The organism is Streptomyces plumbidurans, assembly GCF_019857225.1.
Lineage (GTDB): Bacteria > Actinomycetota > Actinomycetes > Streptomycetales > Streptomycetaceae > Streptomyces > Streptomyces plumbidurans.
The window spans coordinates 97,977-123,708 of sequence record NZ_JAFJSY010000006.1 but is presented as its reverse complement, the minus strand read 5'-3'; the positions used below and the strand labels follow the sequence as shown (position 1 = coordinate 123,708).

General features: G+C 71.7%; 21 protein-coding genes. 8 read left to right on the top strand and 13 right to left on the bottom strand.

Annotation, left to right across the window (positions count from 1 at the left end; translation table 11 throughout):
* Positions 1-8 precede the first annotated feature (8 nt).
* Positions 9-1,961 carry an alkaline phosphatase family protein gene (locus JYK17_RS05095; protein WP_222809859.1) on the top strand — a complete coding sequence of 651 codons (1,953 nt, stop codon included), beginning with the start codon at positions 9-11 and terminating at the stop codon, positions 1,959-1,961.
* Here JYK17_RS05095 and JYK17_RS05090 read toward each other — a convergent pair.
* Positions 1,930-2,787, bottom strand: coding sequence for an alpha/beta fold hydrolase (locus JYK17_RS05090; RefSeq protein ID WP_222809858.1), 858 nt, complete (start codon positions 2,785-2,787; stop codon positions 1,930-1,932). The two genes, JYK17_RS05095 and JYK17_RS05090, sit on opposite strands and share 32 nt — an antisense overlap.
* 217 nt (positions 2,788-3,004) lie before the next feature.
* On the opposite strand from JYK17_RS05090, the gene paaK reads away from it, so the two are divergent.
* Positions 3,005-4,297, top strand: a complete 1,293-nt coding sequence (gene paaK / locus JYK17_RS05085) for a phenylacetate--CoA ligase PaaK (protein WP_222809857.1) — start codon at positions 3,005-3,007, stop codon at positions 4,295-4,297.
* Between the two features lie 598 nt (positions 4,298-4,895).
* Here paaK and JYK17_RS05080 read toward each other — a convergent pair.
* The 4 genes from JYK17_RS05080 to JYK17_RS05065 form a co-directional block, all read right to left on the bottom strand.
* Positions 4,896-6,410 (bottom strand): purple acid phosphatase family protein, encoded by a 1,515-nt coding sequence (locus tag JYK17_RS05080; RefSeq protein ID WP_222809856.1) that lies wholly within the window; start codon positions 6,408-6,410, stop codon positions 4,896-4,898.
* 86 nt (positions 6,411-6,496) lie between these two features.
* Positions 6,497-7,993 (bottom strand): acyl-CoA synthetase, encoded by a 1,497-nt coding sequence (locus tag JYK17_RS05075; protein WP_222809855.1) that lies wholly within the window; start codon positions 7,991-7,993, stop codon positions 6,497-6,499.
* 95 nt (positions 7,994-8,088) lie between these two features.
* The gene (locus JYK17_RS05070) at positions 8,089-9,642 is read right to left on the bottom strand and encodes an acyl-CoA synthetase (protein ID WP_222809854.1); all 1,554 of its coding nucleotides are present in this window, start codon (positions 9,640-9,642) and stop codon (positions 8,089-8,091) included.
* Complete coding sequence (locus JYK17_RS05065) at positions 9,639-10,763, bottom strand: nitronate monooxygenase (protein WP_222809853.1); 1,125 nt, start codon at positions 10,761-10,763, stop codon at positions 9,639-9,641. The genes JYK17_RS05070 and JYK17_RS05065 overlap by 4 nt, the downstream gene beginning before the upstream one ends.
* Before the next feature lie 176 nt (positions 10,764-10,939).
* Here JYK17_RS05065 and JYK17_RS05060 point away from each other — a divergent pair, with 176 nt between their 5' ends.
* Complete coding sequence (locus tag JYK17_RS05060) at positions 10,940-12,721, top strand: serine hydrolase domain-containing protein (RefSeq protein ID WP_222809852.1); 1,782 nt, start codon at positions 10,940-10,942, stop codon at positions 12,719-12,721.
* A gap of 2 nt (positions 12,722-12,723) precedes the next feature.
* On the opposite strand, the gene JYK17_RS05055 is transcribed toward JYK17_RS05060, so the two are convergent.
* The 6 genes from JYK17_RS05055 to JYK17_RS05030 form a co-directional block, all read right to left on the bottom strand.
* Positions 12,724-13,506, bottom strand: a complete 783-nt coding sequence (locus JYK17_RS05055) for a class I SAM-dependent methyltransferase (RefSeq protein ID WP_222809851.1) — start codon at positions 13,504-13,506, stop codon at positions 12,724-12,726.
* Positions 13,503-15,071 carry a phytoene desaturase family protein gene (locus tag JYK17_RS05050; RefSeq protein WP_222809850.1) on the bottom strand — a complete coding sequence of 523 codons (1,569 nt, stop codon included), beginning with the start codon at positions 15,069-15,071 and terminating at the stop codon, positions 13,503-13,505. Before JYK17_RS05050 ends, JYK17_RS05055 begins: the two co-directional genes overlap by 4 nt.
* Before the next feature lie 75 nt (positions 15,072-15,146).
* The gene (locus JYK17_RS05045; protein ID WP_222809849.1) at positions 15,147-17,387 is read right to left on the bottom strand and encodes a serine/threonine-protein kinase; all 2,241 of its coding nucleotides are present in this window, start codon (positions 17,385-17,387) and stop codon (positions 15,147-15,149) included.
* Positions 17,369-18,304 carry an oxygenase MpaB family protein gene (locus tag JYK17_RS05040; protein ID WP_222809848.1) on the bottom strand — a complete coding sequence of 312 codons (936 nt, stop codon included), beginning with the start codon at positions 18,302-18,304 and terminating at the stop codon, positions 17,369-17,371. The genes JYK17_RS05045 and JYK17_RS05040 overlap by 19 nt, the downstream gene beginning before the upstream one ends.
* A gap of 22 nt (positions 18,305-18,326) precedes the next feature.
* Entirely contained in the window at positions 18,327-19,505 is a 1,179-nt protein-coding gene (locus JYK17_RS05035) for an acyl-CoA dehydrogenase family protein (protein ID WP_222809847.1), read from the bottom strand.
* Between the two features lie 85 nt (positions 19,506-19,590).
* Positions 19,591-19,962: a four-helix bundle copper-binding protein gene (locus tag JYK17_RS05030; RefSeq protein WP_108012740.1), complete on the bottom strand. Its 372-nt coding sequence runs from the start codon at positions 19,960-19,962 to the stop codon at positions 19,591-19,593.
* A 126-nt stretch (positions 19,963-20,088) separates the two neighbouring features.
* On the opposite strand from JYK17_RS05030, the gene JYK17_RS05025 reads away from it, so the two are divergent.
* The gene (locus JYK17_RS05025; protein ID WP_222809846.1) at positions 20,089-20,451 is read left to right on the top strand and encodes a DUF6479 family protein; all 363 of its coding nucleotides are present in this window, start codon (positions 20,089-20,091) and stop codon (positions 20,449-20,451) included.
* Between the two features lie 93 nt (positions 20,452-20,544).
* Here the strand turns inward: JYK17_RS05025 and JYK17_RS05020 are convergent, their stop codons facing one another.
* Positions 20,545-21,132 carry an Rv1733c family protein gene (locus JYK17_RS05020; RefSeq protein ID WP_222809845.1) on the bottom strand — a complete coding sequence of 196 codons (588 nt, stop codon included), beginning with the start codon at positions 21,130-21,132 and terminating at the stop codon, positions 20,545-20,547.
* Between the two features lie 180 nt (positions 21,133-21,312).
* Here JYK17_RS05020 and dhaK point away from each other — a divergent pair, with 180 nt between their 5' ends.
* From dhaK to JYK17_RS05005, 3 genes are read left to right on the top strand one after another with little or no spacing between them, the layout of a single operon-like run.
* Positions 21,313-22,305 (top strand): dihydroxyacetone kinase subunit DhaK, encoded by a 993-nt coding sequence (dhaK, locus tag JYK17_RS05015; RefSeq protein WP_222809844.1) that lies wholly within the window; start codon positions 21,313-21,315, stop codon positions 22,303-22,305.
* A 45-nt stretch (positions 22,306-22,350) separates the two neighbouring features.
* Positions 22,351-22,953 (top strand): dihydroxyacetone kinase subunit DhaL, encoded by a 603-nt coding sequence (dhaL, locus tag JYK17_RS05010; protein ID WP_108012736.1) that lies wholly within the window; start codon positions 22,351-22,353, stop codon positions 22,951-22,953.
* Positions 22,946-23,356, top strand: a complete 411-nt coding sequence (locus JYK17_RS05005; RefSeq protein ID WP_222809843.1) for a PTS-dependent dihydroxyacetone kinase phosphotransferase subunit DhaM — start codon at positions 22,946-22,948, stop codon at positions 23,354-23,356. Before dhaL ends, JYK17_RS05005 begins: the two co-directional genes overlap by 8 nt.
* A 153-nt stretch (positions 23,357-23,509) precedes the next feature.
* Here the strand turns inward: JYK17_RS05005 and JYK17_RS05000 are convergent, their stop codons facing one another.
* Positions 23,510-24,205 (bottom strand): glycoside hydrolase family 75 protein, encoded by a 696-nt coding sequence (locus JYK17_RS05000; protein ID WP_108012734.1) that lies wholly within the window; start codon positions 24,203-24,205, stop codon positions 23,510-23,512.
* A gap of 435 nt (positions 24,206-24,640) precedes the next feature.
* On the opposite strand from JYK17_RS05000, the gene JYK17_RS04995 reads away from it, so the two are divergent.
* A complete protein-coding gene (locus JYK17_RS04995; RefSeq protein WP_222809842.1) occupies positions 24,641-25,633 on the top strand; it encodes a fibronectin type III domain-containing protein in 993 nt (330 codons plus the stop codon).
* Positions 25,634-25,732: the final 99 nt, after the last annotated feature.

Genomic DNA, 25,732 nt, shown 5'->3' with positions numbered 1-25,732 from the left:
ACCTACGGGTGTCGCACCTCACGCCCCCTCGCCAGCTGCAGGACGCCACAGCGGGGGCCGACCCCGATACGGCTGTGACCCCTGATGCGACCGCGCCATCGGACGATACGGCAACGGAGAGTGCGGCGGAGGCGAAACAGGCGGAATCACCCGAGCCGGGTGCGGACAACGACACCGCACCCGCCACTGACACCGCCCCCGCCGCTGACACCACGTCCACCGACGACACCGCACCCACCACTGACACCAAGTCCACCGCCGACACCGCCCCCACCGACGAGTCCGCCCCGCCGACCCCGGCGGCCCGCCCCGGCTGGTTCGGCTGGCGGCGGCGTTACCCGCTCGCCGCGCGCGTCGTGCGGGTGGGCACGCATGTCCTGGCCGGCGCGCTGGTGCTCACCGTGCTGCTCGTGCCCAACCGGCTCGACTGGATCACCGTCCGGTCGTTCTTCCGCCTGCCCGTCGAGGGGCTCTTCCTCGCGGCGCTGCTGCTCCTGCTCCCGTCGAAGGCACGGCGGATCACGGCCGGGGGGCTCGGAGTGTTCCTCGGCCTCACGGCCATCCTGAAGTGCCTCGACATGGGCTTCCGCCAGACGCTGGCCCGTCCGTTCGACCTGGTCTTCGACTGGGTGCTGCTGACGGACGCGGCGGACTGGCTGAAGGACTCCTTCGGCCACTCCGGCGAGATCCTCGCCGTCATCGGAGTGATCGTGCTGGCGGTCGTCGTGCTCGTGGTGACCGCTCTGGCGATGGTCCGGCTCGCGAACCTGATGGGCCGGCACCGCTCGGTCGCCGCGCGCTCCACCCTGGTCCTCGGCGTCGTCTGGATCATCTGCTTCACCGTGGGAGTGCAGTTCGGCGGGGTCACGGTCGCCACCAAGGGCTACGCCCAGTACCTGTCCAACCGTGTGCAGTACGTCCGCGAGGGACTCGGCGACGCCGACGTCTTCAAGAAGCAGATGGCCGTCGACGCGTACGCCAAGACCCCGCCCGACCAGCTGCTGACCGGTCTGCGCGGCAAGGACGTGATGCTCACGTTCATCGAGAGCTACGGTCGGGTGGCGATCGACGATCCGTCGATGGCGCCGGAGATCGACGCGACGCTCAAGGAGGGTGACGCGAGGCTCAAGTCGGCCGGGTTCGCCGCGCGCAGCGGCTGGCTCAGGTCGCCCGTGACCGGCGCGGGCAGCTGGCTCGCCCACTCGACGTTCCTGTCCGGCCTGTGGGTCAAGAACCAGCAGCGCTACCGCACCCTGACCACCAGCGACCGCGCGACCCTCACCAGTTACTTCCAGAAGACGGGCGCCTGGCGCACGGTCGGCATCGTCCCGGGCGTGCGCAAGTCCTGGCCCGAGGGCAAGTACTTCGGCCTCGACCACATCTACGACTCCACGCACCTCGGCTACGAGGGCCCGTACTTCAGCTGGACGCCGGTGCCGGACCAGTTCAGCCTGGAGGCCTTCCAGAAGCTGGAGCACGGCAAGAAGCACCGCGACCCGATCATGGCGGAGATCATCCTCGCCTCCAGCCACAACCCCTGGTCCCCGATCGCCCACATGATCGACTGGAAGGACCTGGGGAACGGCAAGGTCTTCTACAAGATCAAGAAGGAGGGCACCAACCCCACCCAGGTCTGGAAGAGCGCGAAGCGCGTGCGCACCGAGTACCGCAAGGCCATCCAGTACTCCCTGGACAGCCTGACGCAGTGGATGCAGCGCTACGGCGACAAGAACACCGTGCTGGTCTTCCTCGGCGACCACCAGCCCGTCCCGACGGTCACCGGCGGCAGCGCCAACAGGGACGTGCCGGTCACCATCGTCGCCCACGACCCGAAGGTGCTGGACCGGGTCTCGAACTGGGGCTGGACGGAGGGGCTCAAGCCCGCGGACAACGCCCCGGAGTGGACCATGAACAAGTTCCGCGACCGCTTCATGACGGCGTACGGGCCGCAGCCGAAGTGAGGAACCCGGCCACCCGGCCCGCGAACCACTGCGGGTCGTCCACCCACGGGTAGTGGCCGGCGCCGGGCTGGACGGTGATCTCCACGTTCGGGAAGACGTCGGCGGCGGCGCGGGCGAGTTCGGGGCGGGGGCCGCCGTCGAGTTCGCCGGCGAGGACGAGGACGGGGGCGGAGACCGCGCCGAGTGCGGCGCGGGTCGCCTCGGGGTCGTAGGCGCCGTCGGAGCCGTAGACGTCGGCGGCGTCGTCGTTGAACTCGTCCTCGGCGCGGGCGTCGTGCCCCGCGGCCGTGGTGTTCCAGCGGCCGTAGAAGAAGGGCGCGAAGGCCGGGTCGAAGTCGGCCCGGCCCGTGAGCCATTCCTCGTAGGCGGGGAACAGCTCGTCGAACCACGGCTCGGCGCTCCTCAGCCGCGCTGCCGCCAGCCGGTGCTCCGGTGTCGCCGGCATCCCCAGCGCCCAGGGGATGGCGGTCACCAGCACCAGCCGGGACACCCGCTCGGGGTGCCGGGCGGCGTAGAGCATCGCGAGACTGCCGCCCGCCGAGTGCGCCAGCAGATCCATACGCTCAAGGCCCAGATGGACGCGCAGCGCCTCCACGTCGTCCACGAGCCGGTCGCAGCGGTACGTCGCCGGATCGGCCGGTGCGGCCGAGTCGCCGGTGCCGCGCAGGTCGAGCAGGACCAGCCGGCGGTGCGCCGTGAGTCCGCCCAGGTCGCCGAGGTAGGCGGAGGCGCGCATCGGTCCGCCGGGCAGGACGACCAGCGAAGGGCCCTCGCCGCGCAGGTGATAGGCGAGTTCGGTTCCGTCGGGGGCACTGAAGGTCGGCATGGCGCCGATCCTCGTGGGCCGCGGTCGCGGACCGCAACGGTTTTCCGGCGCCGGGCGTTTCGCGGACCGTTGCGGCGGATGCGGATGCGGATGCGGATGCGGGAAACCATGGCCGGACCACTTGCCTGCGCCGACCTGGCCTGAATTACTGATCCCGAACAGAACTACCGAATGATCGGTCGTCCGGGCCTACCCGGTCGGCCAGGGAGAGGTCCCGATGGCGGGTGCGCAGGATCTGCTGGATGCCGGGGAGCGGCTCGACGCCGAGGCGCTGCGAGAGCTGCAGTTGGAGCGGCTGCGGGCGTCGTTGCGGCATGCCTACGAGCAGGTGCCCTTCTACCGCGAGGCCTTCGACAAGGCGGGCGTCCGCCCCGAGGACTGCACCAGCCTCGCCGACCTGGCCCGGTTCCCGTTCACCACCAAGGCCGACCTGCGGGCGAACTACCCGTACGGCATGTTCGCGGTCCCCCGGGACCGGATCCGCCGCATCCATGCCTCCAGCGGCACGACCGGGCGCCCCACGGTCGTCGGCTACACCGAGGGCGATCTCTCCCTGTGGGCCGACATGGTGGCGCGCTCGATCCGCGCGGCGGGCGGGCGGCCCGGTGACACGGTGCATGTGGCGTACGGCTACGGGCTGTTCACCGGGGGCCTCGGCGCGCACTACGGCGCCGAGCGGCTCGGCTGCACGGTCGTCCCGGCCTCCGGAGGGATGACGTCCCGTCAGGTCCAGCTGATCCAGGACCTGCAGCCCGGGATCATCATGGTGACGCCGTCGTACATGCTCACGCTCCTCGACGAGTTCGAGCGGCAGGGCGTCGACCCGCGCTCGACCTCGCTGCGGGTCGGGATCTTCGGCGCCGAGCCGTGGACGGAGCAGATGCGGCACGAGATCGAGGAGCGGTTCGCGATCGACGCGGTCGACATCTACGGCCTGTCGGAGGTGATCGGCCCGGGGGTCGCCCAGGAGTGCGTGGAGACCAAGGACGGGCTGCACATCTGGGAGGACCACTTCTATCCGGAGATCGTCGACCCGATCACCGGGGAGGTGCTGCCCGACGGTGAGGAGGGGGAACTGGTCTTCACCTCGCTCACCAAGGAGGCGATGCCGGTGATCCGTTACCGGACCCGCGACCTGACCCGCCTGCTGCCCGGCACGGCTCGCGTCTTCCGCCGTATGGAGAAGATCACCGGCCGCAGCGACGACATGGTCATCCTGCGCGGCGTGAATCTCTTCCCCACCCAGATCGAGGAGATCGTCCTACGCACCCCCGGCGTAGCCCCCCACTTCCAACTCCGCCTCACCCGCGAGGGCCGCCTCGACGCCCTCACCATCCGAGCCGAGGCCCGCACGGACGCAACCCCCGAGACACGCGACGCCGCGGCCCGGTCGATCGCGACCACCGTGAAGGACGGCATCGGGGTGTCGGTGGCGGTGGAGATCGTCGAACCGGAAACGCTGGAACGGTCGGTGGGGAAGATCCGGCGGATCGTGGATCTGCGAGGGTAGGGGATGGCCTGCGGCCGGGAGTCGCTGGCCTGCGGCCGGGGGCCGTTGGGCCTGCGGCCGGGAGTCGCTGGCCTGCGGCCGGGGGCCGTTGGGCCTGCGGCCCAAAGCCGTGAACCCGTGGCGGGCCGTCGCAAGTCCCCGACCCGGGGTCGTCGGCCTACGGCCGGAATTGCGAGCCTGCGCAGGGACTCGTCAGCCCGCGGCCGGCAGCCGTGAACCTACGCTTGGAGTCGTAGTCCTACGGCCGGAATCGCGAGTCCTCGCCCAATAGTCGCGAGCCCGCGGCTGACAGTCGAGCCCAAGGTCCGTGTCCATGAACCCGTGGCCAGGGCCGCGCGCCCGCACCCGACAGTCGTGAACTCGCGGCTGACAGCCGAGCCCACGGTCCGTAGACACGAACCCGCAACCGAAGTCATCCGTCTGCGCCCGGAGTTGCGAACCCGCGCCCGATAGTCGCGGGCCCGTGGCCGGCAGCCGAGCCCGCAGCGCGTAGCCATGAACCCGCCGCCAATAACCGTAAGCGCGCGGGCCGCGGCCCTGGCCCTGTCGTCGGAGGCGTCGGCCCGCGGCCGTGGGTGTGGGCCCGCTGCGCGTCAGGTCAGGCGGGTAGTTCCGGGACAGCTGTTGCCGGGGGCGGCGGAGTTGGGTGGGTGAGGCCGGACAGGTCTCGGAAGACGATGCTGTTGCGGTCGCTCACTGAGCGGCCCAGGGCGTGGTGGGGCCACAGGCCGGCGGCCATGCGGCGGCTGCGTTCGCCCCATTCCAGGGCCTCGGTGGTGCGGGCCTTGTAGAAGTTCAGGGCGTAGCCGCCGGAGTGGATGCGCAGGAGGGCGAAGCCGCCGGGGTACTCCTTGGCGGCGCCGACCTCCTGCAGGGCCACGTGCGGGGCGTGGGGCAGCAGGGTGCGCTTGTTGCGGTGGGTGTGGCCCGCGTGGTGCAGGAAGACTCCGGGGGTGGCGGCGTAGGCCTCGACGATCTCGCGCGCCTGGCGGCGGCCCATGCGCTGGCCCGCGCCGACCGGGAAGAGGGAGTCCCGCACGATCAGTGGATGATGGCCGAAGACCAGGGTGGGCTGGTCCCGGTTCTCGCGCAACCGGCCGCGGAACCAGGACAGTTGCTCGGCGCGGAGACCGCCCGAGTCGGCGCCGTTGCCCGGCTTCTCGTAGGTGTCGAGGCCGATGAGCCGCAACCCGCCCAGCTCGCGCGCGAAGTACCCGGGCTCGTCCTCGCCGCCGAAGCCGCGCCGGAAGGTGTCGCCGTCGTCGCCCCGGCCGTCGCCGGACCCGGGCCGGTCGTGGTTGCCCCGTACGACGAAGTACTCCTCGCCGTGGGTGCCGAACCCGTCCAGGATCGCTCTGGCCTCGGCCAGGTCCCGTTCCCCGCCGCCCGCCGAGATGTCGCCCGCGGCCAGCAGCAGGTCGGCCCCTCGCCTGCGGGCCTCCTCGACCAGGGCCCGGCTCATCATCTCCGGATAGGGCGCGAGCCCCGGCTCCTGCGAGATCCCGCGCAACAGCGGGAAACCGGTCACCAGCCCGGCGATGGTCTCCCCGAGGTGCAGGTCGTTGCAGAGCGCCAGGGTCATCAGGTGCCGGCCGGGCGGGGGCTGCGGCGTGGTGAAGGAGTACGGCCCGCCGAGCGAGCCCAGACCGTGCCGTGAGGTGCCCGCCGCGTTGCCCCGGACCAGGTGGAGCGTGGTGGGCCGGGCGGCCGCGCCGCGGGATCGCGCCTGGTAGTAGTACGTCTGCCCGGGTTCGAGACCGGTGAGTTCCACATGGTGGTGCGCGGTGAGCCGATCCTCTCCGGCGACGCGGTCGAGACGGCCGGGGTGGGTGCCGTAGACGACCTCGCCCTCCGTGACGGCCGGCAGCATGTGGCCGAAGCCGTCGTCGGTGCCCGGCACTCCGGTGTACCACGTGATGATCGCCCGGTCCTCGGTCAGCGTGACCAGTTCCAGGTGCACGGCCGCGACGGTCTGGTGGTGCGGGAGACGCGCGCGGGCGGCGGAGGCGGCCCTGAGCAGGGCGGGGGCGAGCAGTGCTCCCGAACGCAGCACCTCACAGGGGCCGGGGACGCCGGCGAGGGCGGCGAGAGGGGCGGGGAAACAGCATCGCATGCCTGGTTTGTGCCCTCCTGCCGTATACATGAGACATGGTAACGGCGGCCGTACCAGGTATGAAATGAGACTTGTTGTGTATCCCGTCACCCGGCGAAGCGGTTCCGCAGCTCCCGTTTGAGGATTTTCCCGCTCGCGTTGCGCGGCAGTTCGTCCACGAACTCCACTCGCTTCGGCGCCTTGAAGTGGGCGAGCTTCTCACGGACGTGGGCGATGAGGTCCTGCTCGGAGACCTCGCCGCGCGGGACGACGACGGCGGTGACGGCCTCGATCCAGCGCTCGTCGGGCAGGCCGATCACGGCGACCTCGGCGACGCCCTCGTGCGTGTACAGCGCGTCCTCGACCTGGCGTGAAGGGACCAGTACGCCACCGGAGTTGATGACGTCCTTCACCCGGTCGACGATCGTGTAGTAGCCGTGCGCGTCCCGCACGGCGAGGTCGCCGGAGTGGAACCAGCCGTCACGGAAGGCGGCGGACGTCTCCTCGGGCTTGTCCCAGTAGCCCTCGCACAACTGCGGGGAACGGTAGACGATCTCGCCCGGTGTGCCGTCGGGGACGTCCTTGCCGTCCTCGTCGACCACGCGCGCGTCGACGAACAGGACGGGGCGGCCGCAGGAGTCCATGCGGCCCTTGTGCTCGTCGGGCGCGAGGACGGTCGCCAGGGGGCCGATCTCGCTCTGCCCGAAGCAGTTGTAGAAGCCGAGCTTCGGCAGCCGTTCGCGCAGCCGCTCCAGGACGGGCACCGGCATGATCGACGCCCCGTAGTAGGCCTTGCGCAGTCCGGACAGGTCCCGGGTCGCGAAGTCCGGGCGGTTGGACAGGCCGATCCAGACCGTGGGCGGCGCGAACAGACTGTCCACCCGGCCCGCTTCGATCAGTTCGAAGATCCGGTCGCCGTCGGGCGCGTCGAGGACGATGTTCGTGGCACCGACGGCGAGATACGGCAGCAGGAACACATGCATCTGTGCCGAGTGGTAGAGCGGCAGGGAGTGCACGGGCCGGTCGCCGGCGCTGAGGTCGAGGGCGGTGATCGCGCTCAAGTACTCGTGGACCAGGGCGCGGTGCGTCATCATCGCGCCCTTGGGCAGGGCGGTGGTGCCGGAGGTGTACAGCAGCTGTACCAGGTCCTCTGCGCGCGGTTCGGGCCCGTCGTAGGCGGGCGCCGTCGCCTGCCGTGCCAGCAGGGAGTCCTCGGCGTCGCGCAGGGGCAACGTCCGTACGCCGTCCGGGAGTCGGTCGGCGAGATCGGGGTCGGCCAGGACGACCGAGCTGCCGGACTGGCCGACGATGTAGGCGAGGTCGTCGCCGGTCAGGTTCTGGTTGACCGGCACATGGACCAGGCCCGCGCGGGCGCAGGCGAGGAAGCCGATCAGATAGGCGTCCGAGTTGTGGCCGTAGGCGCCGACCCGGTCACCGGGGGCGAGGCCCAGGCCGAGCAGGACGCTCGCCGCCCGGGAGACGGCCTCGTCGAGTTCCCCGTACGTCCACGAGCGGTCGCGGTACTCCACCGCGACGCGCGCGGGAGTGCGCCGGGCGCTGCGCCGCAGCACCCCGTCCACCGTGCTGCCCTGTCCCTGCGTCATGACTGATGATCCTCGGTCCGGCACCGGGTCAGGTCAAGCATGTGGCGGGGTCGCGGGCCCGGCGGGTCACCGAATGCATGGCACGGCGACGCCCGTCACACGGCTCGCGCACGGCCCTCCCAGTACGGGTCACGCAGCCGCCGCTTGTAGAGCTTGCCGTTGGGGTCGCGGGGCATCTCGGTGATGAAGTCGACGCTCTTGGGCCGTTTGTAGCCCGCGAGTCGGTCGGCGCAGTGGTCGAGGATCGCGGCGGCGAGGGCCGGTCCGGGCTCGTGGCCGGGGGCCGCCTCGACGACGGCCTTGACCTCCTCGCCCCAGTCGTCGTGCGGGATGCCGAAGACGGCGGCGTCGGCGACGGCGGGGTGGGCGAGCAGGGCCGACTCGATCTCGGCGGGGTAGATGTTGACGCCACCCGAGATGATCATGTCGATCTTGCGGTCGCGCAGGAAGAGATAGCCGTCCTCGTCGAGGTAGCCGAGGTCGCCGACGGTGAAGAAGTCGCCGATGCGGTTCTTCCTCGTCTTGGCCTCGTCCTTGTGGTAGGCAAAGCCGCCGGTGTTCATCTTCATGTAGACGGTGCCGAGTTGACCGGCGGGCAGCTGGTTGCCGTCGTCGTCGAAGACCGCGAGTTCGCTGATGGGCCAGGCCTTGCCGACGGTGCCGGGCTTCTTCAGCCAGTCCTCGGCGGTGGCGAAGGCGCCGCCGCCCTCGCTGGCCGCGTAGTACTCCTCGACCGACTCGCCCCACCAGTCGATCATCGCCCGCTTCACATGGTCCGGGCAGGGGGCGGCGCCGTGGATGGCGTGCCGCATGGACGAGACGTCGTAGGAGCGCCTGACCTCCTCCGGCAGGGCGAGCAGCCGGTGGAACTGGGTGGGGACCATGTGGGTGTGCGTGCACTTCTCACGGTCGATGAGCCGGAGCATCTCCTCGGGGGTCCACTTGTCCATCAGGACGAGCCGGTGGCCGATGTGCAGGGACGCGCCCGCGAACTGGAGCACCGCGGTGTGGTAGAGCGGCGAGCAGACGAGATGGACGTTGTCGTCGAACGGCTTGATGCCGAAGATGCCGAGGAAGCCGCCGAGATAGGCCTCCTCGGGGGTCTTGCCGGGCAGCGGGCGGCGGATGCCGCGTGGGCGGCCCGTGGTGCCCGAGGTGTAGTTCATGACCCAGCCGAGTTCGCGGTGCTCGGGCGCCGACTCCGGCTGCCCGTCGAGGAGTTCGGCGTACGGCCTGAATCCCTCGACCGTGCCGACGGCGTACCGGTGGGTGTCCGGAAGCCCGGCCTCGTCGGCCGCGTGCCGTGCCGCGTCCGCGAACCGTTCGTGGGAGATCAGCACCTTGGCGCCGGAGTCGGCGACGATCCAGCCGATCTCCGGGCCGACGAAGTGGTGGTTGACCGGCACGAGATAGAACCCGGCCTGGCTGGCCGCCAGATAGGCGGTGAAGAACTCGACGCCGTTGGGCAGGACCACCGCGAAGGCGTCGCCGCGTTCCAGTCCGGCGGCGCGCAGGCCGTGCACCATCCGGTTGGTGGCGGCGTGCAGCCGGCCCGCGGTCCACTGCTCGCCGTCGGGCGCGACAAGGATCTGACGGTCGGGATCGGCCGCGGCCTGGGCCCAGAATCCGACGGGGGGCGTACTCGTCACGTGCCGCTCCTTCCGGCGATACGGATCATGCGGTCGACGGCCTCCTCGAAGCCGCGCGTGAGGTCGTCGAAGACTGCCTGGACGCTGCGTTCGCTGTTCATCCGGCCGACGATCTGGCCGACGGGCGTGCCGAGCAGCGGCTCGACCTCGTACTTCTGGATGCGGGTGAGGGCGTCGGCGACGAGAAGGCCCTGCAGGGGCATGGGCAGGGCGCCGGGTCCGGCCGGGTCGTCCCAGGCGTCGGTCCATTCGGTACGGAGCTGGCGTGCCGGTTTGCCGCTCAGGGCGCGGGAGCGGACGGTGTCGCCGGAGCCGGCGGCGAGGAGTTTCCGGGTGACCGCGGGCGAGGCGAGGTCGGCCTCCGTGACGGTCAGCCAGATCGAGCCGAGCCAGACGCCCTGGGCGCCGAGGGCGAGCGCGGCGGCGGCCTGCTGTCCGCTGCCGATGCCTCCTGCGGCCAGCACGGGCAGTGGGCCGACGGCGTCGACGACCTCCGGGGTGAGCACCATGGAGGCGATCTCGCCGGTGTGGCCACCGGCTTCGTAGCCCTGGGCGACGACGATGTCGATGCCGGCGTCCTTGTGCTTGAGCGCGTGCCGTGCGCTGCCCGCGAGCGCGGCGACGAGCACGTCCTGCTCGTGGGCGCGGGCGATGACGTCGGCGGGCGGGGAGCCGAGGGCGTTGGCGAGCAGCCGGATCGGGTAGTCGAAGGCGACGTCGAGCTGGCTGCGGGCGACCTGTTCCATCCAGCCGGTGATGCGCCAGCCGGTCGCGTCGCCCTCGGCCAGTTCGGGCACGCCGTACTTGGCGAGGGTGTCCTTGACGAACTGCCGGTGCGCCTCGGGGATCATGGCTTCGATCTCGGCCTCGGTCAGCGTCTGATTTTTCGGGGCTTCGACCTTCTTGGCGGGCATCACCACGTCCAGGCCGTAGGGGCGCCCCTCGACATGGGCCTCGATCCAGTCCAGGTCGCGCTTGAGGTCGTCGGGGGCGGTGTAGCGGACCGCGCCGAGCACTCCGAAGCCTCCGGCCCGGCTGATGGCGGCGGCGACGGCGGGGAACGGCGTGAAGCCGAAGATGGCGTGCTCGACTCCCAGTTTCTTGCTCAGCTCCGTCTGCATGGGCGCAGGATGCCGCAGTCCTCCGGCCGACGGAAGACCTTTTCTGATGCGCCGTCAGTTTTCTGGACGGCCCGGCACCTTCCGCACGCCTCGTTGACACACCGCACGCCTGACACGAAAGTTTCACCCCGGAAGGCGACCGAGGAAAAATACTTTCACTCCGTGGAGGATCGCCCATGACGGACGAAACGGCGGGACGGCCCGGCCTGTCCCGACGTCAACTGGCCCGAAGAGCCCTCGCCTTGGGCGGCGCCCTGGCCGTCGCGCCCTTCCCCGCGGGCCCGGCGGCCGAGGCGGCGACGGGCTCCGGGCACCCCACCCTGCGCCACGGCTCGGCGGAACGCGCGGGCCTGCTCGCCACCCATCTGCGTCAACTGGTCACCGACGCGGAGACGTTCCTCGGCCCGTCCCCCAAGCACCCGTGGTACGCGGGCGCCGTCCTGCTCGCCGGCCGCGGCGGGACCGTGGCCCTGCACGAGCCCATCGGGATGGCGGTGCGCTATCAGGCGTACGACGAGAAGACCGACACCGGCGTGGAGTTCCCGGCCGACCGGCAGATCCCCATGGCCAGGGACACGGTCTTCGATCTGGCCTCGGTGTCCAAGCTGTTCACCTCGCTGCTCGCCGTGCAGCAGATGGAGCGCGGCACGCTGCAGCTGGAGGGGACGGTCGCCTCCTACGTCCCGGAGTTCGGCGCGGCGGGCAAGCAGGACATCACGATCCGTCAGCTGCTCACCCACACCTCGGGGTTCCGTGACTGGATCCCGTTGTACAAGGCGCCGACGCGCGCGGCGAAACTCCAACTCATCTTCGACGAGGCGCCGATCAACCCGCCCGGCACCAAGTACCTCTACTCCGACCTGAATCTGATCTCGCTCCAGCTCGTCCTGGAGAAGATCACCGGCCGCACACTGGACACCCTGCTCCACGAGAACATCACCGGCCCGCTCGGCCTGAACCGCACCCGCTACAACCCGCCCGCCACCTGGAAGCCGAAGATCGCGGCCACGGAGGACGAGCGGGCGCCCTGGTCCGGCCTGGACCGGGGCCTGGTGTGGGGCGAGGTGCACGACGAGAACGCCTACAGCCTCGACGGGGTCGCCGGGCACGCCGGGGTGTTCTCCAGCGCCTGGGACCTCGCCGTCCTCGGCCGCACCCTGCTCAACGGGGGCGTCTACGGCAGCACCCGCATTCTCCGGCCGGAGTCCGTGGATCTGCTGTTCAAGAACTTCAACACCGCCTTCCCCGGGGACGACCACGGACTCGGCTTCGAGCTCTACCAGCACTGGTACATGGGCGCGATGGCCACACCGCGCACCGCGGGCCACACCGGTTTCACCGGCACCTCCCTGGTCCTCGACCCGACGACCGACTCCTTCCTGATCGTGCTCGGCAACTCGGTCCATCCGGTGCGCAGTTGGCGCTCCGGTTCCGCTCCCCGGGTCGCCGCGGGCAACAACCTGGCACGCGCCGTGCCGGTGCGCCCGGAGCTAGGACGTACGGCATGGTTCGCGGGGATGGCGAGCGCCACGACCGCCACGCTCACCCTGCCGGCGCTCGACACGACACCCGGCCGGGCCCGGCTGAGCAACGCCCTGTGGTGGGACACCGAGCCCGCGTCGGACGTCCTCGTGCTGGAGGCCACGACGGACGGCGGCACGACCTGGCACCCGATCCCGTTCACCACGGCCCGCCACGGCGAGCAGCCGCAGGGACATCCCAGTGGTTCGGTCACCGGCTGGTCGGGCCACGTCTGGCACCGGGTGAGCGCCGACCTCCCCGCCCACCCCGCCCTCACCCTCCGCTGGCGCTACACGACCGACAAGCTGTATGTCGGCCGGGGGGTGTACGTCGACGGGGTGCGCGTCGAGGTGGGGGGTCGGGTTCTCTTCGATGATGGGCGGAAGGGGGACTCGGCGCGGATCGTGGCTGCGGGGTGGGAGGCGTCGGCCGACTAGGGTCAGCTCTTCGGATCGGCCGCCGCCCGAGCCGTCAGCACCGGCTGGTAGAAGCCGCTGGTGTCCGGTGTGTGCCAGGTGAGGGCGGTGAAGCCGGACTCGGTCGCGGCCGCGGAGACCTGGTTTCGGGTCAGCGCCCAGGAGGTGGCGCGGCGCACGCGTACCTCCCAGCCGTCCCCGGCGGGTACGAGCTGGAAGTACTCCAGGTCGTAGTGCTCCCCGTCGTCGTGCCAGTGCCACAGCTGGAAGGTGATCGAGCGGCCGTCGGAGTCGTGCGACACCTGGGGCGGCACGGACGTGGGGTGGGTTCGGCGGGCCTCGTCGTAGTCGCGGAGTGTGAGCAGCAGCAGTCCGTCGTCGCGGAGTACCCGGCGCATGTCGGTGAGCGCCGCCGCCAGGTCGTCGGTCGTCTGCAGGTGGGCGACAGAGTTGTCGGCGCACACGACGGCGTCGAAAGCGCCTGTTCGGAAGGGCAGTTGGCGCATGTCAGCGGCCGTCGTGGGCAGTCGGGCGCCGCGAGCCGCGGCTTCCGTGGCGGCCCGCGTGACCGCTACGGGACTCAGATCGCTGCCCACGACCCGGTGCCCGGCGCGCGCGAGTCCGATGGCCTGCGTGCCGATGCCGCAGGCGCAGTCCAGCAACCGGTGCGGACCCGGGCCCAGTTCGTGGCGCAGCAGTCCGTCGAGCGCGGCGGCCTGGCGGGCGATGCTCGCGTCCCAGTCGGGGAAGATGCGGTGGTAATCGGCGGCGAGCGAGTCGTAGAAGTCCCGGGCCGAGTGCGTCACCCGGCCGTCGCCTCCAGCACCGCCATCGCCGCGTTGTGCCCCGGCACGCCGCTCACCCCTCCGCCCCGTACGGCGCCCGCCCCGCACAGCAGCACGTTCGCGTGCCGGGTCTCCACGCCCCAACGGCCGGTGCCCTCCTGGGCGTAGGGCCAGGACAGCTCGCGGTGGAAGATGTTGCCGCCGGGCAGCCGCAGGTCGCGCTCCAGGTCGAGCGGGGTCTTCGCCTCGATGCAGGGGCGGCCGTCCGCGTCGGTCGCCAGGCAGTCGGCGAGCGGTTCGGCGAGGTGGGCGTCGAGCTGGGCGAGGGTCGACTTGAGGAGTTCCTCGCGTACGCCGTCGTTGTCCCGGTCGAAGAGCCGGGCCGGTGTGTGCAGGCCGAAGAGCGTGAGGGTCTGGTAGCCCTGCTCGACGAGATCCGGCCCGAGGATCGTCGGGTCGGTGAGGGAGTGGCAGTAGATCTCGGAGGGGGGCGCGGCGGGCAGCTCCCCGGCGGCGGCCTGGGCGTGCGCGGTGGCCAGCTGCCGGTAGCCCTCCGCGATGTGGAAGGTGCCGGAGAACGCCTCGCGCGGGTCCACCGACTCGTCGCGCAGCCTGGGCAGCCGCTTGAGCAGCATGTTCACCTTGAGCTGGGCGCCCTCGGCGGGGGCGGGCGGCGCGTCGCCGGTCAGCTCGGCGAGTGCCTGCGGAGAGGCGTTGACCAGGACGTGCCGGGCGGCGGCGACCCTCTCGCCGTCGGGTGTCCGGTAGGTGATCTCGGCCGTACGGCCGTCCGTGTCGATGCGCACCGCCTCGTGGCCGGTGGCGATGTCGGCGCCCGCGTCGCGCGCCGCGGTGGCGAGGGCGTCGGTCAGGGCGCCCATGCCGCCGACGGGGACGTCCCAGGCGCCGGTGCCGCCGCCGATCACGTGGTAGAGGAAGCAGCGGTTCTGGGGCAGTGCGGGGTCGTGGGCGTCGGCGAAGGTGCCGATGAGGGCGTCGGTGAGGACGACGCCCCGCACCAGGTCGTCGGCGAAGCGGTCCTCGATCGCGACGCCGATGGGCTCCTCGAACAGGGTGCGCCAGGCCTCCTCGTCGTCGACGCGCCGACGCAGCTCGTCCCGCGTGGGCAGCGGCTCGGTCAGGGTAGGGAAGACGCGCTCGGCGACCCGGCCGGTCATGCCGTAGAAACGCTGCCAGGACTCGTACTCGCGGTCGGAGCCGGTGAGCCGGGCGAAGGCCTCGCGGGTGCGTGCCTCGCCGCCGCCGACGAGCAGTCCGGTCGGCCGCCCGGCCCGTTCCGCCGGTGTGTACGAGGAGATGGTGCGCGGACCGATCCGGAAGTCCAGGCCGAGGTCGCGCACGATCTTCGACGGCAGCAGGCTGACCAGGTAGGAGTAGCGCGACAGACGCGCGTCGACCCCGGCGAACGGGCGGGTGGAGACGGCCGCGCCCCCGGTGTGGTCCAGCCGCTCCAGGACCAGTACGGACCGTCCGGCCCGGGCCAGGTAGGCGGCGGCGACCAGGCCGTTGTGTCCTCCGCCGACGATCACGGCGTCGTATGTCCGGGGTCCCTCGTGAGCAGCCATGCTTCTTCGTAACACGCGATGATCGTCGGCGGCCAGGGGTGTACGGCGTCGGGGTCGGCGCCGCTCTCCGCCGGGTCAGCGTCCGCCCGCCGCCCGCTGCTGCCGCAGTGCCGCCACCCTGCGGTACAGCTCGACGGCTTCGGCGCCGCGGCCGAGCTGTTCCAGGCAGTGGGCCTCGTCGTTGCGACTGGCGAGGGTGTCGGGGTGGTCGGCGCCCAGCACGCGCTCCCGGGCGGCGGCGACCCGGCGGTACTCGGTCAGGGCGTCCGGCCAGCGGCCCAGCCAGCCGAGGCCGACGGCGACCTCGCGGCGGCTGACAAGGGTGTCGGGGTGGTCGGGGCCGAGGACGCGCTCGCGGATGGCGCACACGTCGCGGGACTCGGCGAGGGCCTCCTCCCAGCGGCCGAGGCGGCCGAGGTTGACGCCCAGGCCGTGGCGGGCGCGCAGGGTCTCGGGGTGGGTGGGGCCCTGGACACGGGTGCGGTCCTCGATCAGCTCGCGGTACAGCGTCAGTGCCTCCGCGCTGCGGCCGAGCCGGCCCAGGCTGATACCGACCTCGTAGCGGGCGGCGAGGGTGTCCGCATGGTCCGGGCCGAGGGCCTGGGCGCGCGCCTCGGCGACCTCGTGATAGGTCTGCAGGGCCTCCGGCCAGCGGCCCAACTGGCCGAGCGCGTAGGCCACTTCATAGCGGGTGACCAGGGTGTCCGGGTGGTCGGGGCCGAGCACCCGGGCCCGCGCGGCGGCCACCTCGCAGGCCATGCGGTACGAGTCCTCCAGGCGGCCGAGCCTGCTGAGGTTGAAGGCGAGGTTGTGGCGGCAGCGCAGGGTGTCGGGGTGGTCGGGGCCGCTGTCGCGTTCACGGGCGGCGAGCACCGAGACGTACACCTGGTGGGCGTCGAAGTGGCGGCCCAACTGCCCCAGTACATAGGCCATTTCCTGGCGTGCGGCGAGCGTGTCGACGTGGTCTGCGCCCAGCGCGCGGGTCCTGGCCGCGGCCACCTGCTTGTACTCCTGCAGGGCGTCGGCGGCGCGGCCGGTGCGGCTGAGGGTGAAGGCGACCTCGTAGCGGCTGGCGAGGGTGTCGGGGTGGTCGGGGCCGAGCAGATGGGTGCGCTCGGCGGCCACCGCGCGGTGCACTTCTCCGGCCTCGGCCCAGCGGCCCAGCCGTCCCAGGCTGAGCCCGGCGTTGTGCCGGCCGGCCAGTGCGGCGAGCTTATCCGGGGAGGGCGCGGACGGCTCCTCGGGGGCGGGTTCCTGGGGGCGGCCGCCCATGGGGCGCGGGATCCACTCGCCGCTGAGTCCGGCGCCGGCGTCCGGGGGCGTGGTGCGCAGGTGGGCGCCGGTGGCCTTGTGGCCGGTGGTCATGCCGCGGGTCCAGGAGGGCAGGCGGGCCTCGCGGGAGGGGAGGCGCCCGGGCGGGTCGAGCACCGGCTGCGGGGTGACGACGGTCGGCACATACGCGGGAGTCGTCCGGCCCAGGGTGATACGACGGCCCAACTCGCTTGCGTCGTGCGGGCGTTGCCCGGGATGTTTGGCGAGCAGGTCCAGGATGATCCGGTCGAGGTACTCGGGCAGTTCCGAACGTCGGTTGCGGGGTGGGTCGGGCGGGGTGTCGCGGTGGCCGACGAGGATCGCCCAGGCGTCGTCGAGGTCGAACGGCGGTACCCCGGTGGCGATCTCGTACAGCACGCATCCCAGCGAGTACAGGTCGCTGCGCTGGTCGACCTCCGAGCCGCCGATCTGCTCGGGCGACATGTAGTGCGGGGTGCCCATGGCGATGCCGGTTCCGGTCAGCCGGGAGGTGAAGCCGATGTCGTGGCCGAGGCGGGCGATGCCGAAGTCGCAGATCTTCACCGTGCCGTCGTCGAGCCGCATGATGTTGGCGGGCTTCAGGTCGCGGTGCACGATGCCCTGCTGATGGGTGTAGGCGAGAGCTGCGTCGACCTGGTCGGCGATGTCCTCGACGTCGCCGACGGCCAGCGGATGCTGCTTGTTGTCCTCCAGCAGCTGGGAGAGGTTGCGGCCCTCCAGCAGCTCCATGACCAGGTAGAGGATGCCGTCGGACTCGCCGAAGTCATGGACGACGGTCACGCCGCGGTGCTGGAGGGCGGCGGCCACCCGGGCCTCGCGGCGGAAGCGTTCCCTGAGCACCCGGGTGAAGGACTGGTCCTGGTGCGGGCCGAGGGGCTTGAGGCACTTCACGGCGACCTGCCGGCCCAGCGACTCGTCGCGCGCACGCCACACCTCGCCCATGCCGCCCCGCCCGATCAGATCGAGCAGCCGGTACCGGCCCTGGATCAGCCTGCTGTCCCCCATCTGCCGCGATCGCCCCCGTTACTGTCCTTTCGACCCCCTGGCTCGTCCAGTATGGCGAGCTGTCGTCCGAGTTTGTACGGTGCCGGACGGGAGCCGGGGCCCAGGCGTGCCATGGCGCGCAGGATGTGTTTGGGCGGGAGTTGCCAGCGCACACGTGCGGGAACGCAGCGCAGCAGGGTGCCGGTGGCGCGCAGTTGGCGGGTGACGGTGGCGGGTTTCGGAGCCTTTCTGCCGTACAGCTCGTGGGCGTACGGCGGCAGGGCGGCGTACGCCAGCTGCGCCACACGCCGCCACAACACCTCACGCGCCGGGAGGAGGAGCGGGTGCGTCGGCGGGCGGAGGAGGAAGTCGTCCACTTCGCGTGCCTCGGGTCCGGCGGCGAGCTCGGGCCGCACCTTCTCGAAGTAGGCCGCCATCTCCTCCTGGTTCGCCGGTACGGCGTCGGGGTCGAGGCCCACCAGGCGGGCGCTGACGCGGTGTTCGCCGATGTAGCGGTCGGCCAGCGCGTCGGTGAGCCGGAAGCCGGAGCGCCTCACCACACTCAGATACGAGTCGATCTCCGCGCAGTGCACCCACAGCAGCAGCTCCGGCTCGTCGACGCCGTACCGCTCCCCCGTGTCCGGGTCGTGCGCCGACAGCATGCTGTGGATCTTCCGTACCCGGGCCCCGGCCCGCTCGGCGGCCTCGGTCGTGCCGTAGGTCGTGGTCCCGACGAAGTCGGCGGTCCGCATCAACCGGCCCCAGGCGTCCTTGCGGAAGTCGGAGTTCTGCATGACGCCGCGCACCGCGCGCGGATGCAGGGCCTGGAGGTAGAGCGCGCGGATGCCGGCGACCCACATCATCGGGTCGCCGTGCATCTGCCATGTGACGGATTCTGGACGGAACAGCCCGGCGTCACCTGCCTGTGGACCTGCCATCCCTGCAGGCTAACTCCGCAAGTCAGCGCCGTACCCTCGGCATCCCGAGACCGATCCACGAGATGATCTCCCGCTGGATCTCGTTGTTGCCGCCGCCGAAGGTGAAGATGACGGCGGAGCGGTAGCCGCGTTCGAGTTCGCCGTGCAGGACCGCGCCCGCGGAGCCCTCCTTGAGTTCGCCGGCGGTGCCGACGATCTCCATGAGCCAGGCGTAGGCGTCACGGCGGGCCTCGGAGCCGTAGACCTTGACCGCGGAGGCGTCCTGGGGGGTGAGGCTGCCGTCCTGGACGGCGCTCACCATGCGCCAGTTGAGGAGCTTCATCGCGTCGAGCCTGGTGTGGGTCTGGGCGAGACGGCGGCGCACCCAGGGCAGGTCGACGACGCGGCGGCCGTCGGCGAGCTTGGTCTCCATCGCCCAGCGCTGTACGTCGTGCAGGGCGCGGATGGCCATGGTGCCGTGCGCGGCGAGGGTGACGCGCTCATGGTTGAGCTGGTTGGTGATCAGCCGCCAGCCCTGGTTCTCGGCGCCGACGCGGCGAGTGACGGGGACGCGGACGTTCTCGTAGTAACTGGCCGTGGTGTCGTGCGAGGCGAGGGTGTTGATGAGGGTGCAGGAGTAGCCCGGGTCGGTCGTCGGCACGAGCAGCATGGTGATGCCCTTGTGCGGCGGGGCGTCCGGGTCGGTGCGGGTCGCGAGCCACACCCAGTCCGCCGTGTCGCCGTTGGTGGTCCAGATCTTCTGGCCGTTGACGACGTACTCGTCGCCCTCGCGCACCGCGCGCGTCTTCAGCGACGCGAGGTCGGTGCCCGCGTCGGGTTCGCTGTAGCCGATCGCGAAGTCGATCTCGCCGGAGAGGACCCTGGGCAGGAAGTAGGACTTCTGCTCGTCCGTGCCGTACTGCATGATCGTCGGCCCGACGGTGTTGAGCGCCATGAGCGGCAGGGGTACGCCGGCCTGGGCGGCCTCGTCGAAGAAGATGAACTGCTCCATCGCGCTCAGCCCGCGCCCGCCGTACTCCTTCGGCCAGCCCACGCCGAGCCAGCCGTCCGTTCCCAGGCGCCGGACGGTCTCGCGGTAGAAGCGTTTCTGAACGGCCGGGTCGGCGTGCCGGGCATAGGCGTTGTCGGGCACCAACTCGGCGAAGTACGACCGCAGTTCGGTGCGCAGCCGCTGCTGCTCGGGCGTGTATTCGAGGTGCACGGCGCCTCCAGGCTTCCCAGGCAGGTCCTGACGGCGCACACCGTAGAACGTGTTTCAGAAATTGGGAATGCCGAAGGGACGGTCGTCAATTCAGTGTGGCGAGGAAGTCCGTGCACGCCTGGGCGCACTCGCGGGTGGCCTTCGCGCCGTCCTCCGCGCCCGGGTGCCGGTCGAAGGCGTGCGCGCTCTCCAGGCACACCGTGCGGCACCACTCCACCTGGATGCGGATGGCGGACTCGTCGAGGCTGTTCTGCTCGGACAGCACCCGGCAGGTCGTGTCGCACACCTCCGCGCACATGATGCCCTTGCGTCGCACGAATTCCTGCTCCTGGGTGCCGTCCGCGTCCACCATGCTCGCGCGCAGGGCGCACGTTCGGGCGCACTCGGTGCACGCCTGCGCACACGCGAAGCGATCCTCCAGGAATTGGAAGAGCTCCTGCTGGGTCGTCGTAGTCACACCGGGCGGGTTGCCTCGGTCGATCCGGTCAAACACCGGGGCGGGCGAGCCGACCCGGGCGGGCTTTCGGAAGGGCCGATCCGGGCGGGCCGGGTTCACCGCAGAGGGCCGGGGTACCCGCGTGCAATGACCAGCGCTTGGATGTACACAGCCGCAAGCAGCGCCTCCGCCATGGGGCTCATCGCGGCCGGAGTGGTGATCGTGGCCCTGCTGATCGGCGCCTTCTGGATGGGCGCCCGAATCCGCCGCCGCGAGCCCGCCCCGCCGCGTCCGGACGAGCAGCCGAAGATGCCGGAGGGGGGTCCGGTCCGTGAGGTGCTGGAGAACCGCGAACCCGACGAGGTCCCCCGCAGTGACCACCGTCTGACCCCGCACGAGCTGCCCGGCCACGGCAACTCGCCGACCCGTACCGGCTCGGAGAAGGGCCGGCGCCGCTGGAGCGAGGGCGGCAGCGGTTCCTTCGGCAGCGGCGGTTCGGGCGTGCGCTGAGGCACGAGGGGTGACGTACGAGTAGTCGTCCGGCCGGCTCCGGCCCGGGTGCACGGGCACCCGGGCCGGAATTCTGTGCGGACGGCACCCGGATCACCCCGTCGTATGCCCCCTGCGCCGGTCGATCCGGTCCCATTCGACGCCCCACTCCAAGGTGGCCCGGCGCTCCACCCGCATCCGCATCAGATGTCCGCCGACGAGGACCAGCGCACCGGTGGCCAGTGCGACGCCGGTGCCTGTCATCACGACGCGCGTGGTCGCCTCGGCCGGGGCGACCGGCCGGGACACCAGCCGGCCGTGGCCGTCGGTCCACGCCGGTACCGCGCTGCCGGGCCTGGCCGCGGGCTTCACCTGCGTCGTGCCGGTACGGACGACCCCGTGTGCGTCGGTCCACCGCACCTTCCCGAGCACCATGTCGTACCGCACGCCGGTGGCCACGTCCCGCGCGCTGCCGGGAACGGTCTTGACGAGGACGGCGCTCACCGGCCTGCGCTCCGCCCGGTCGTGCTGCACCGCGCGCTGCGCGACCTGGGCGCCGACGATGCCGGCGACGACCGCTCCCAGCGTCGCCACGGCCCAGGCGGCCAGCACGATCCACGCCTCCAGCACATCGCTGCGCCGTCGCAGTGGATTCCTCCGCCAGCGCCACCCCAGGACCTGCACGCGCCTGATTCTGCGCATCGGTCACACCTCCTCACGGGCGCAATGAGGACGGACACACCTAAAAGGTCTCACTTCGTGCATCGCAATGGGAGGGTCAACCGCTGCCGAACAGCCCGACAAGTGCCCCGACGCCCACGTGACCGCTGCCGCCTCAAGGTCGATACTGCCCACAGGTGCCACGCTCAGCAGGAGGAAGCCATGAAGATGTTGATCAACGTCCCGGAGTCCGTGGTCACGGACGCGCTGCGCGGCATGGCGGCCGCCCATCCCGAGCTGGCCGTGGACCTGGAGAACCGGGTGATCGTACGGCGGGACGCTCCCGTGGCCGGGAAGGTCGCCCTGATCTCCGGTGGTGGTTCGGGGCACGAGCCGCTGCACGGCGGCTTCGTGGGCCCCGGCATGCTCTCGGGAGCCTGCCCCGGCGAGGTCTTCACCTCTCCGGTGCCGGACCAGATGGCACGCGCCGCGGCCGCCGTCGACAGCGGGGCGGGCGTGCTGTTCATCGTGAAGAACTACACGGGTGACGTGCTGAACTTCGACATGGCGGCCGAGCTCGCCGAGGACGAGGGCATCCAGGTCGCCAAGGTGCTGGTCAACGACGACGTGGCGGTGACCGACAGCCTCTACACCGCGGGGCGCCGGGGCACCGGCGCGACGCTGTTCGTGGAGAAGATCGCGGGCGCCGCGGCCGAGGAGGGGCAGCCCCTGGAGCGGGTCGAGGCGATCGGGCGGCAGGTCAACGAGAACTCCCGCAGCTTCGGTGTCGCCCTGAGCGCCTGTACGACGCCGGCCAAGGGCAGCCCCACCTTCGACCTGCCCTCCGGCGAGCTGGAGCTGGGCATCGGCATCCACGGGGAGCCCGGCCGGGAGCGGCGGGCGATGATGACCTCGGGGGAGATCGCCGAGTTCGCGGTGAACGCGATCCTCGAGGACATGCCTCCGCGCAATCCCGTCCTCGTCCTGGTCAACGGCATGGGCGCGACGCCGCTGCTGGAGCTGTACGGGTTCAACGCCGAGGTGCAGCGGGTGCTCACCGAGCGCGGCGTCTCCGTCGCGCGCACGCTGGTGGGCAACTACGTCACCTCGCTCGACATGGCCGGCGCCTCGGTCACCCTGTGCCAGATCGACGAAGAGCTGCTCAGGCTGTGGGACGCGCCGGTGAAGACGCCGGGGCTGCGCTGGGGGATGTAGACCGGCAGGCCGGGTGTCAACGTACCTACCATGCAAGGAGATCCAGTGCTCGACGCCGATTTCTTCCGCCGTTGGATGACGGCGACCGCCGCGTCCGTGGACCGCGAGGCGGAACGGCTCACCGCCCTCGACTCGCCCATCGGGGACGCCGACCACGGCAGCAATCTGCAGCGCGGGTTCCGGGCCGTGACCGCGACGCTGGAGAAGGAGGCGCCGCAGACGCCCGGTGCGGTGCTGACACTGGCCGGGCGGCAGCTGATCTCGACCGTCGGCGGCGCCTCGGGGCCCCTGTACGGCACGCTGCTGCGCCGCACGGGCAAGGCGCTCGGGGACGCCCCGGAGGTCAGCGAGGAGCAGTTCGCCGAGGCGCTGCGCGCCGGGGTGGACGCGGTCATGACGCTCGGCGGTGCGGCGCCGGGCGACAAGACCATGATCGACGCGCTGGTGCCCGCGGTGGACGCGCTCCGCGACGGTGGTTTCGCCGCCGCCGGGACCGCGGCCGAGCAGGGCGCGCTCGCGACGACGCCGCTGCAGGCCCGCAAGGGCCGCGCCAGCTACCTCGGGGAGCGCAGCATCGGCCACCAGGATCCCGGCGCCACCTCGTCCTCGCTGCTCGTCGCCGCTCTCGCGGAGGCCGACGGTGAGTGACGAGAAGCAGGTCGGGATCGTGCTGGTGTCGCACAGCGCGGAGGTGGCCGCGTCCGTGGCCGATCTTGCCAAGGGACTGGCGGGCGGCGGCACTTCGGTGCCCGTCGCCCCGGCGGGCGGCACCGAGGGCGGTGGCCTCGGCACGAGCTCGGAGCTGATCGCGGCCGCTGCAGCGTCCGTCGACCGGGGCGCCGGGGTCGCCGTCCTCACCGACCTCGGCAGCGCCGTCCTCACCCTGAAGGCGCTGCTCGCCGAGGGTGACGAACTCCCCGACAACACCCGGCTGGTGGACGCCCCGTTCGTCGAGGGCGCCGTGGCCGCGGTGGTCACGGCATCGACGGGCGCCGACCTCGCAGCAGTGGAAGCCGCGGCCGCCGAGGCGTACAGCTACCGGAAGGTGTGACGCGCGGGGAGGGGTGGGGGGCGGCCCGCGGCAGTCCACCGGACGGCACTCTGACGGACGCCGGTCCGGTGCGGCCGACCCGTGACTGCCGCGGGCCCGCACTCCCGCGGCAGGTCCGCTGCGCCGCCCGTAGCGTTGCAAACAGCCGGAGGCCTACTCCCCTTGCACGAACCGCCGCGCCAACCGTCGTCCCGCAACGACGGCGGCTGTGTGGCTTTCGATCGGCTTGGCCTGCGAGTTCTTGAAGATGATGTAGGTGACGCCCGAGGATGCGCCGCCGTGGCGCGGGTCCGGGTTGATGCCGAGGCCCTTGGCGGTGGCGTAGGACGCCTCGCCGATGAGGCCGCGCGGGCCGATGTCGCCCACCACCGCGTACTGCACGCGGTCGCGGTACACCACGGCGGCGACTGTTCCTCCGCGGACGCCGTACGCGACCGGGTTCCAGACGGAGTCGGCGGCGGGCACGACGACGTACGGAAGGCGCTCGGCGCTCAACGCGCGCCCGTCGGACTGCTGGTAGGCGGTGGCGGCCGAGAACAGCGGATCGGTACGTCGGTTGCAGCGTGGGCCCGGCTGTCCGTCGCAGTCGATGTCCATGTCCGCCTTCCAGAAGACGGCGTGCCGGGTGCCGCACACCGTGACGGCCGCACGCTTCCCGTGGTCGCTGCGGAAGCGGCCGTGGGAGATCCGGGTGCAGTCACGCGCCCTGGCCAGCAGGTCGGCGGCGCGGACGTCACCCTCGCGCACGGCGGTCGGTTCCGCCGGGACACGGGGTTCGGCGGCGGCCGCCATCGACGGGGCGAGCAGGGCGGCGCCGGCCACGGCCAGGGTCAGCGACTGGACACGCACGATGAAGGGCCTCTCCTGTAGGGACACAGGCAGGCGTTATGCCCGTTATGTGCCGTTGGTGATGATGCGGACACCGTAGGCGGGCGAACCGGCGTACGGGCTTCAGGCGACCTACGGCGTGGCGCGCCGGGCGCGCGCAACGGGAGGCCAGACGCACGCAACAGGGTGCGAGCGGCGGGGGCCGGGCGCCTGAGTCCGTATCGACTCAGGCTGCCCGACCACCCCCGTCGGGCGCGGGAACAGCGACGACAGCGGTCCGCGCCACCGGCATAACTCACCAGCCCTCATGGAGAGTTCAGCCGTGAGGTGCTTCAGCATACGTAACCCTCGCGGGCGGCGACCAACACCACCCCCGCCGGACCGCCCTCTTGATGCGACCACGTCAGCCGCGCGATATTGGTCCGGACCATTGCCGCGGCCCGGGGAGGCAGAGCCGTGCGTCGTGCCACCGTGCTCGTGTACCGCGCCCTCGCGCTCTGCGCGGCCCTCACCCTCGTCGGGTCCTGCGGCCTGAACGACGCGGGTGACGAGAGCGGCGCGCTGCCGGCGGCGCCCACGGGCGTGACCGCGGCGGCGGGCAGCGCGACCAGCGTGCACGTGATGTGGAACGCGGTGTCCGCCCACCCCCGGGTCCGCGTCTACGAGGTATATCGCGGCACCACAAAGGTCGAGGAAGTGCCGGGCTCGGAGCACATGGTGGACGTCACCCGCCTCAGGCCCTCCACCGAGTACGCCTTCTCCGTGCGCGCCCGGGACACCGAGGGCCGGCTCGGACCGGCGGGCCGCGCGGCTCGCGCGACGACCCCGGTGGACGTGGCGGCGGACGACACTGCGCCGAGTCGGCCGGGCCGTACCCGGGGCCGGGTGATCGGCAGCAGGGAGGTCGAGCTCTCCTGGTCCGCCTCCACCGACGACCGAGCCGTGGTCTCGTACGACATCTACCAGGGCTCCTCGAAGATCCACAGTGTGGGCGGAGCACAGACGGCGACCGTCGTCACGGGGCTGCGTCCCGGCACCCACTACGCCTTCACCGTCCGGGCCCGCGACGCCGCCGACAATGCCTCGCCGCCCGGCTCCACCGTCCGCCTCACCACCCCGGGCTCCGACGACGGCCGCAACACCGCACCCACCGCCTTCCACGCGACCGGCCACCGCGCCGGCGGTGCCTACTACCTCGACCTCCACTGGATCCCGCCGCGCGCGGACGGAGTGATCACCGAGTACCGGATCCGCCTCGACGGCCGGGCGGCCACCTCTCTGGTGTACGGCGGGGACGCACCGCGCACCAAGGCCTCGTACTCCTTCTACGTCGGCAGGGACGCCGGCGTGACCCATCGCGTGCGGATCGGGGCCAGGCTGCCCGACGGGACCTGGGGAGGCTGGTCGGCTGAGCGGACGGTGACCACCGGGGACACGAGCGGAGACTGAGGGCACACCCGGCCCAGGGCGCGTCCGCATGGCCCGGACGAAGGAATCGTTCACCTGCCCGGGCGCGGTCCGCATGCGGGAGGGGCGGCGGGGACGTTG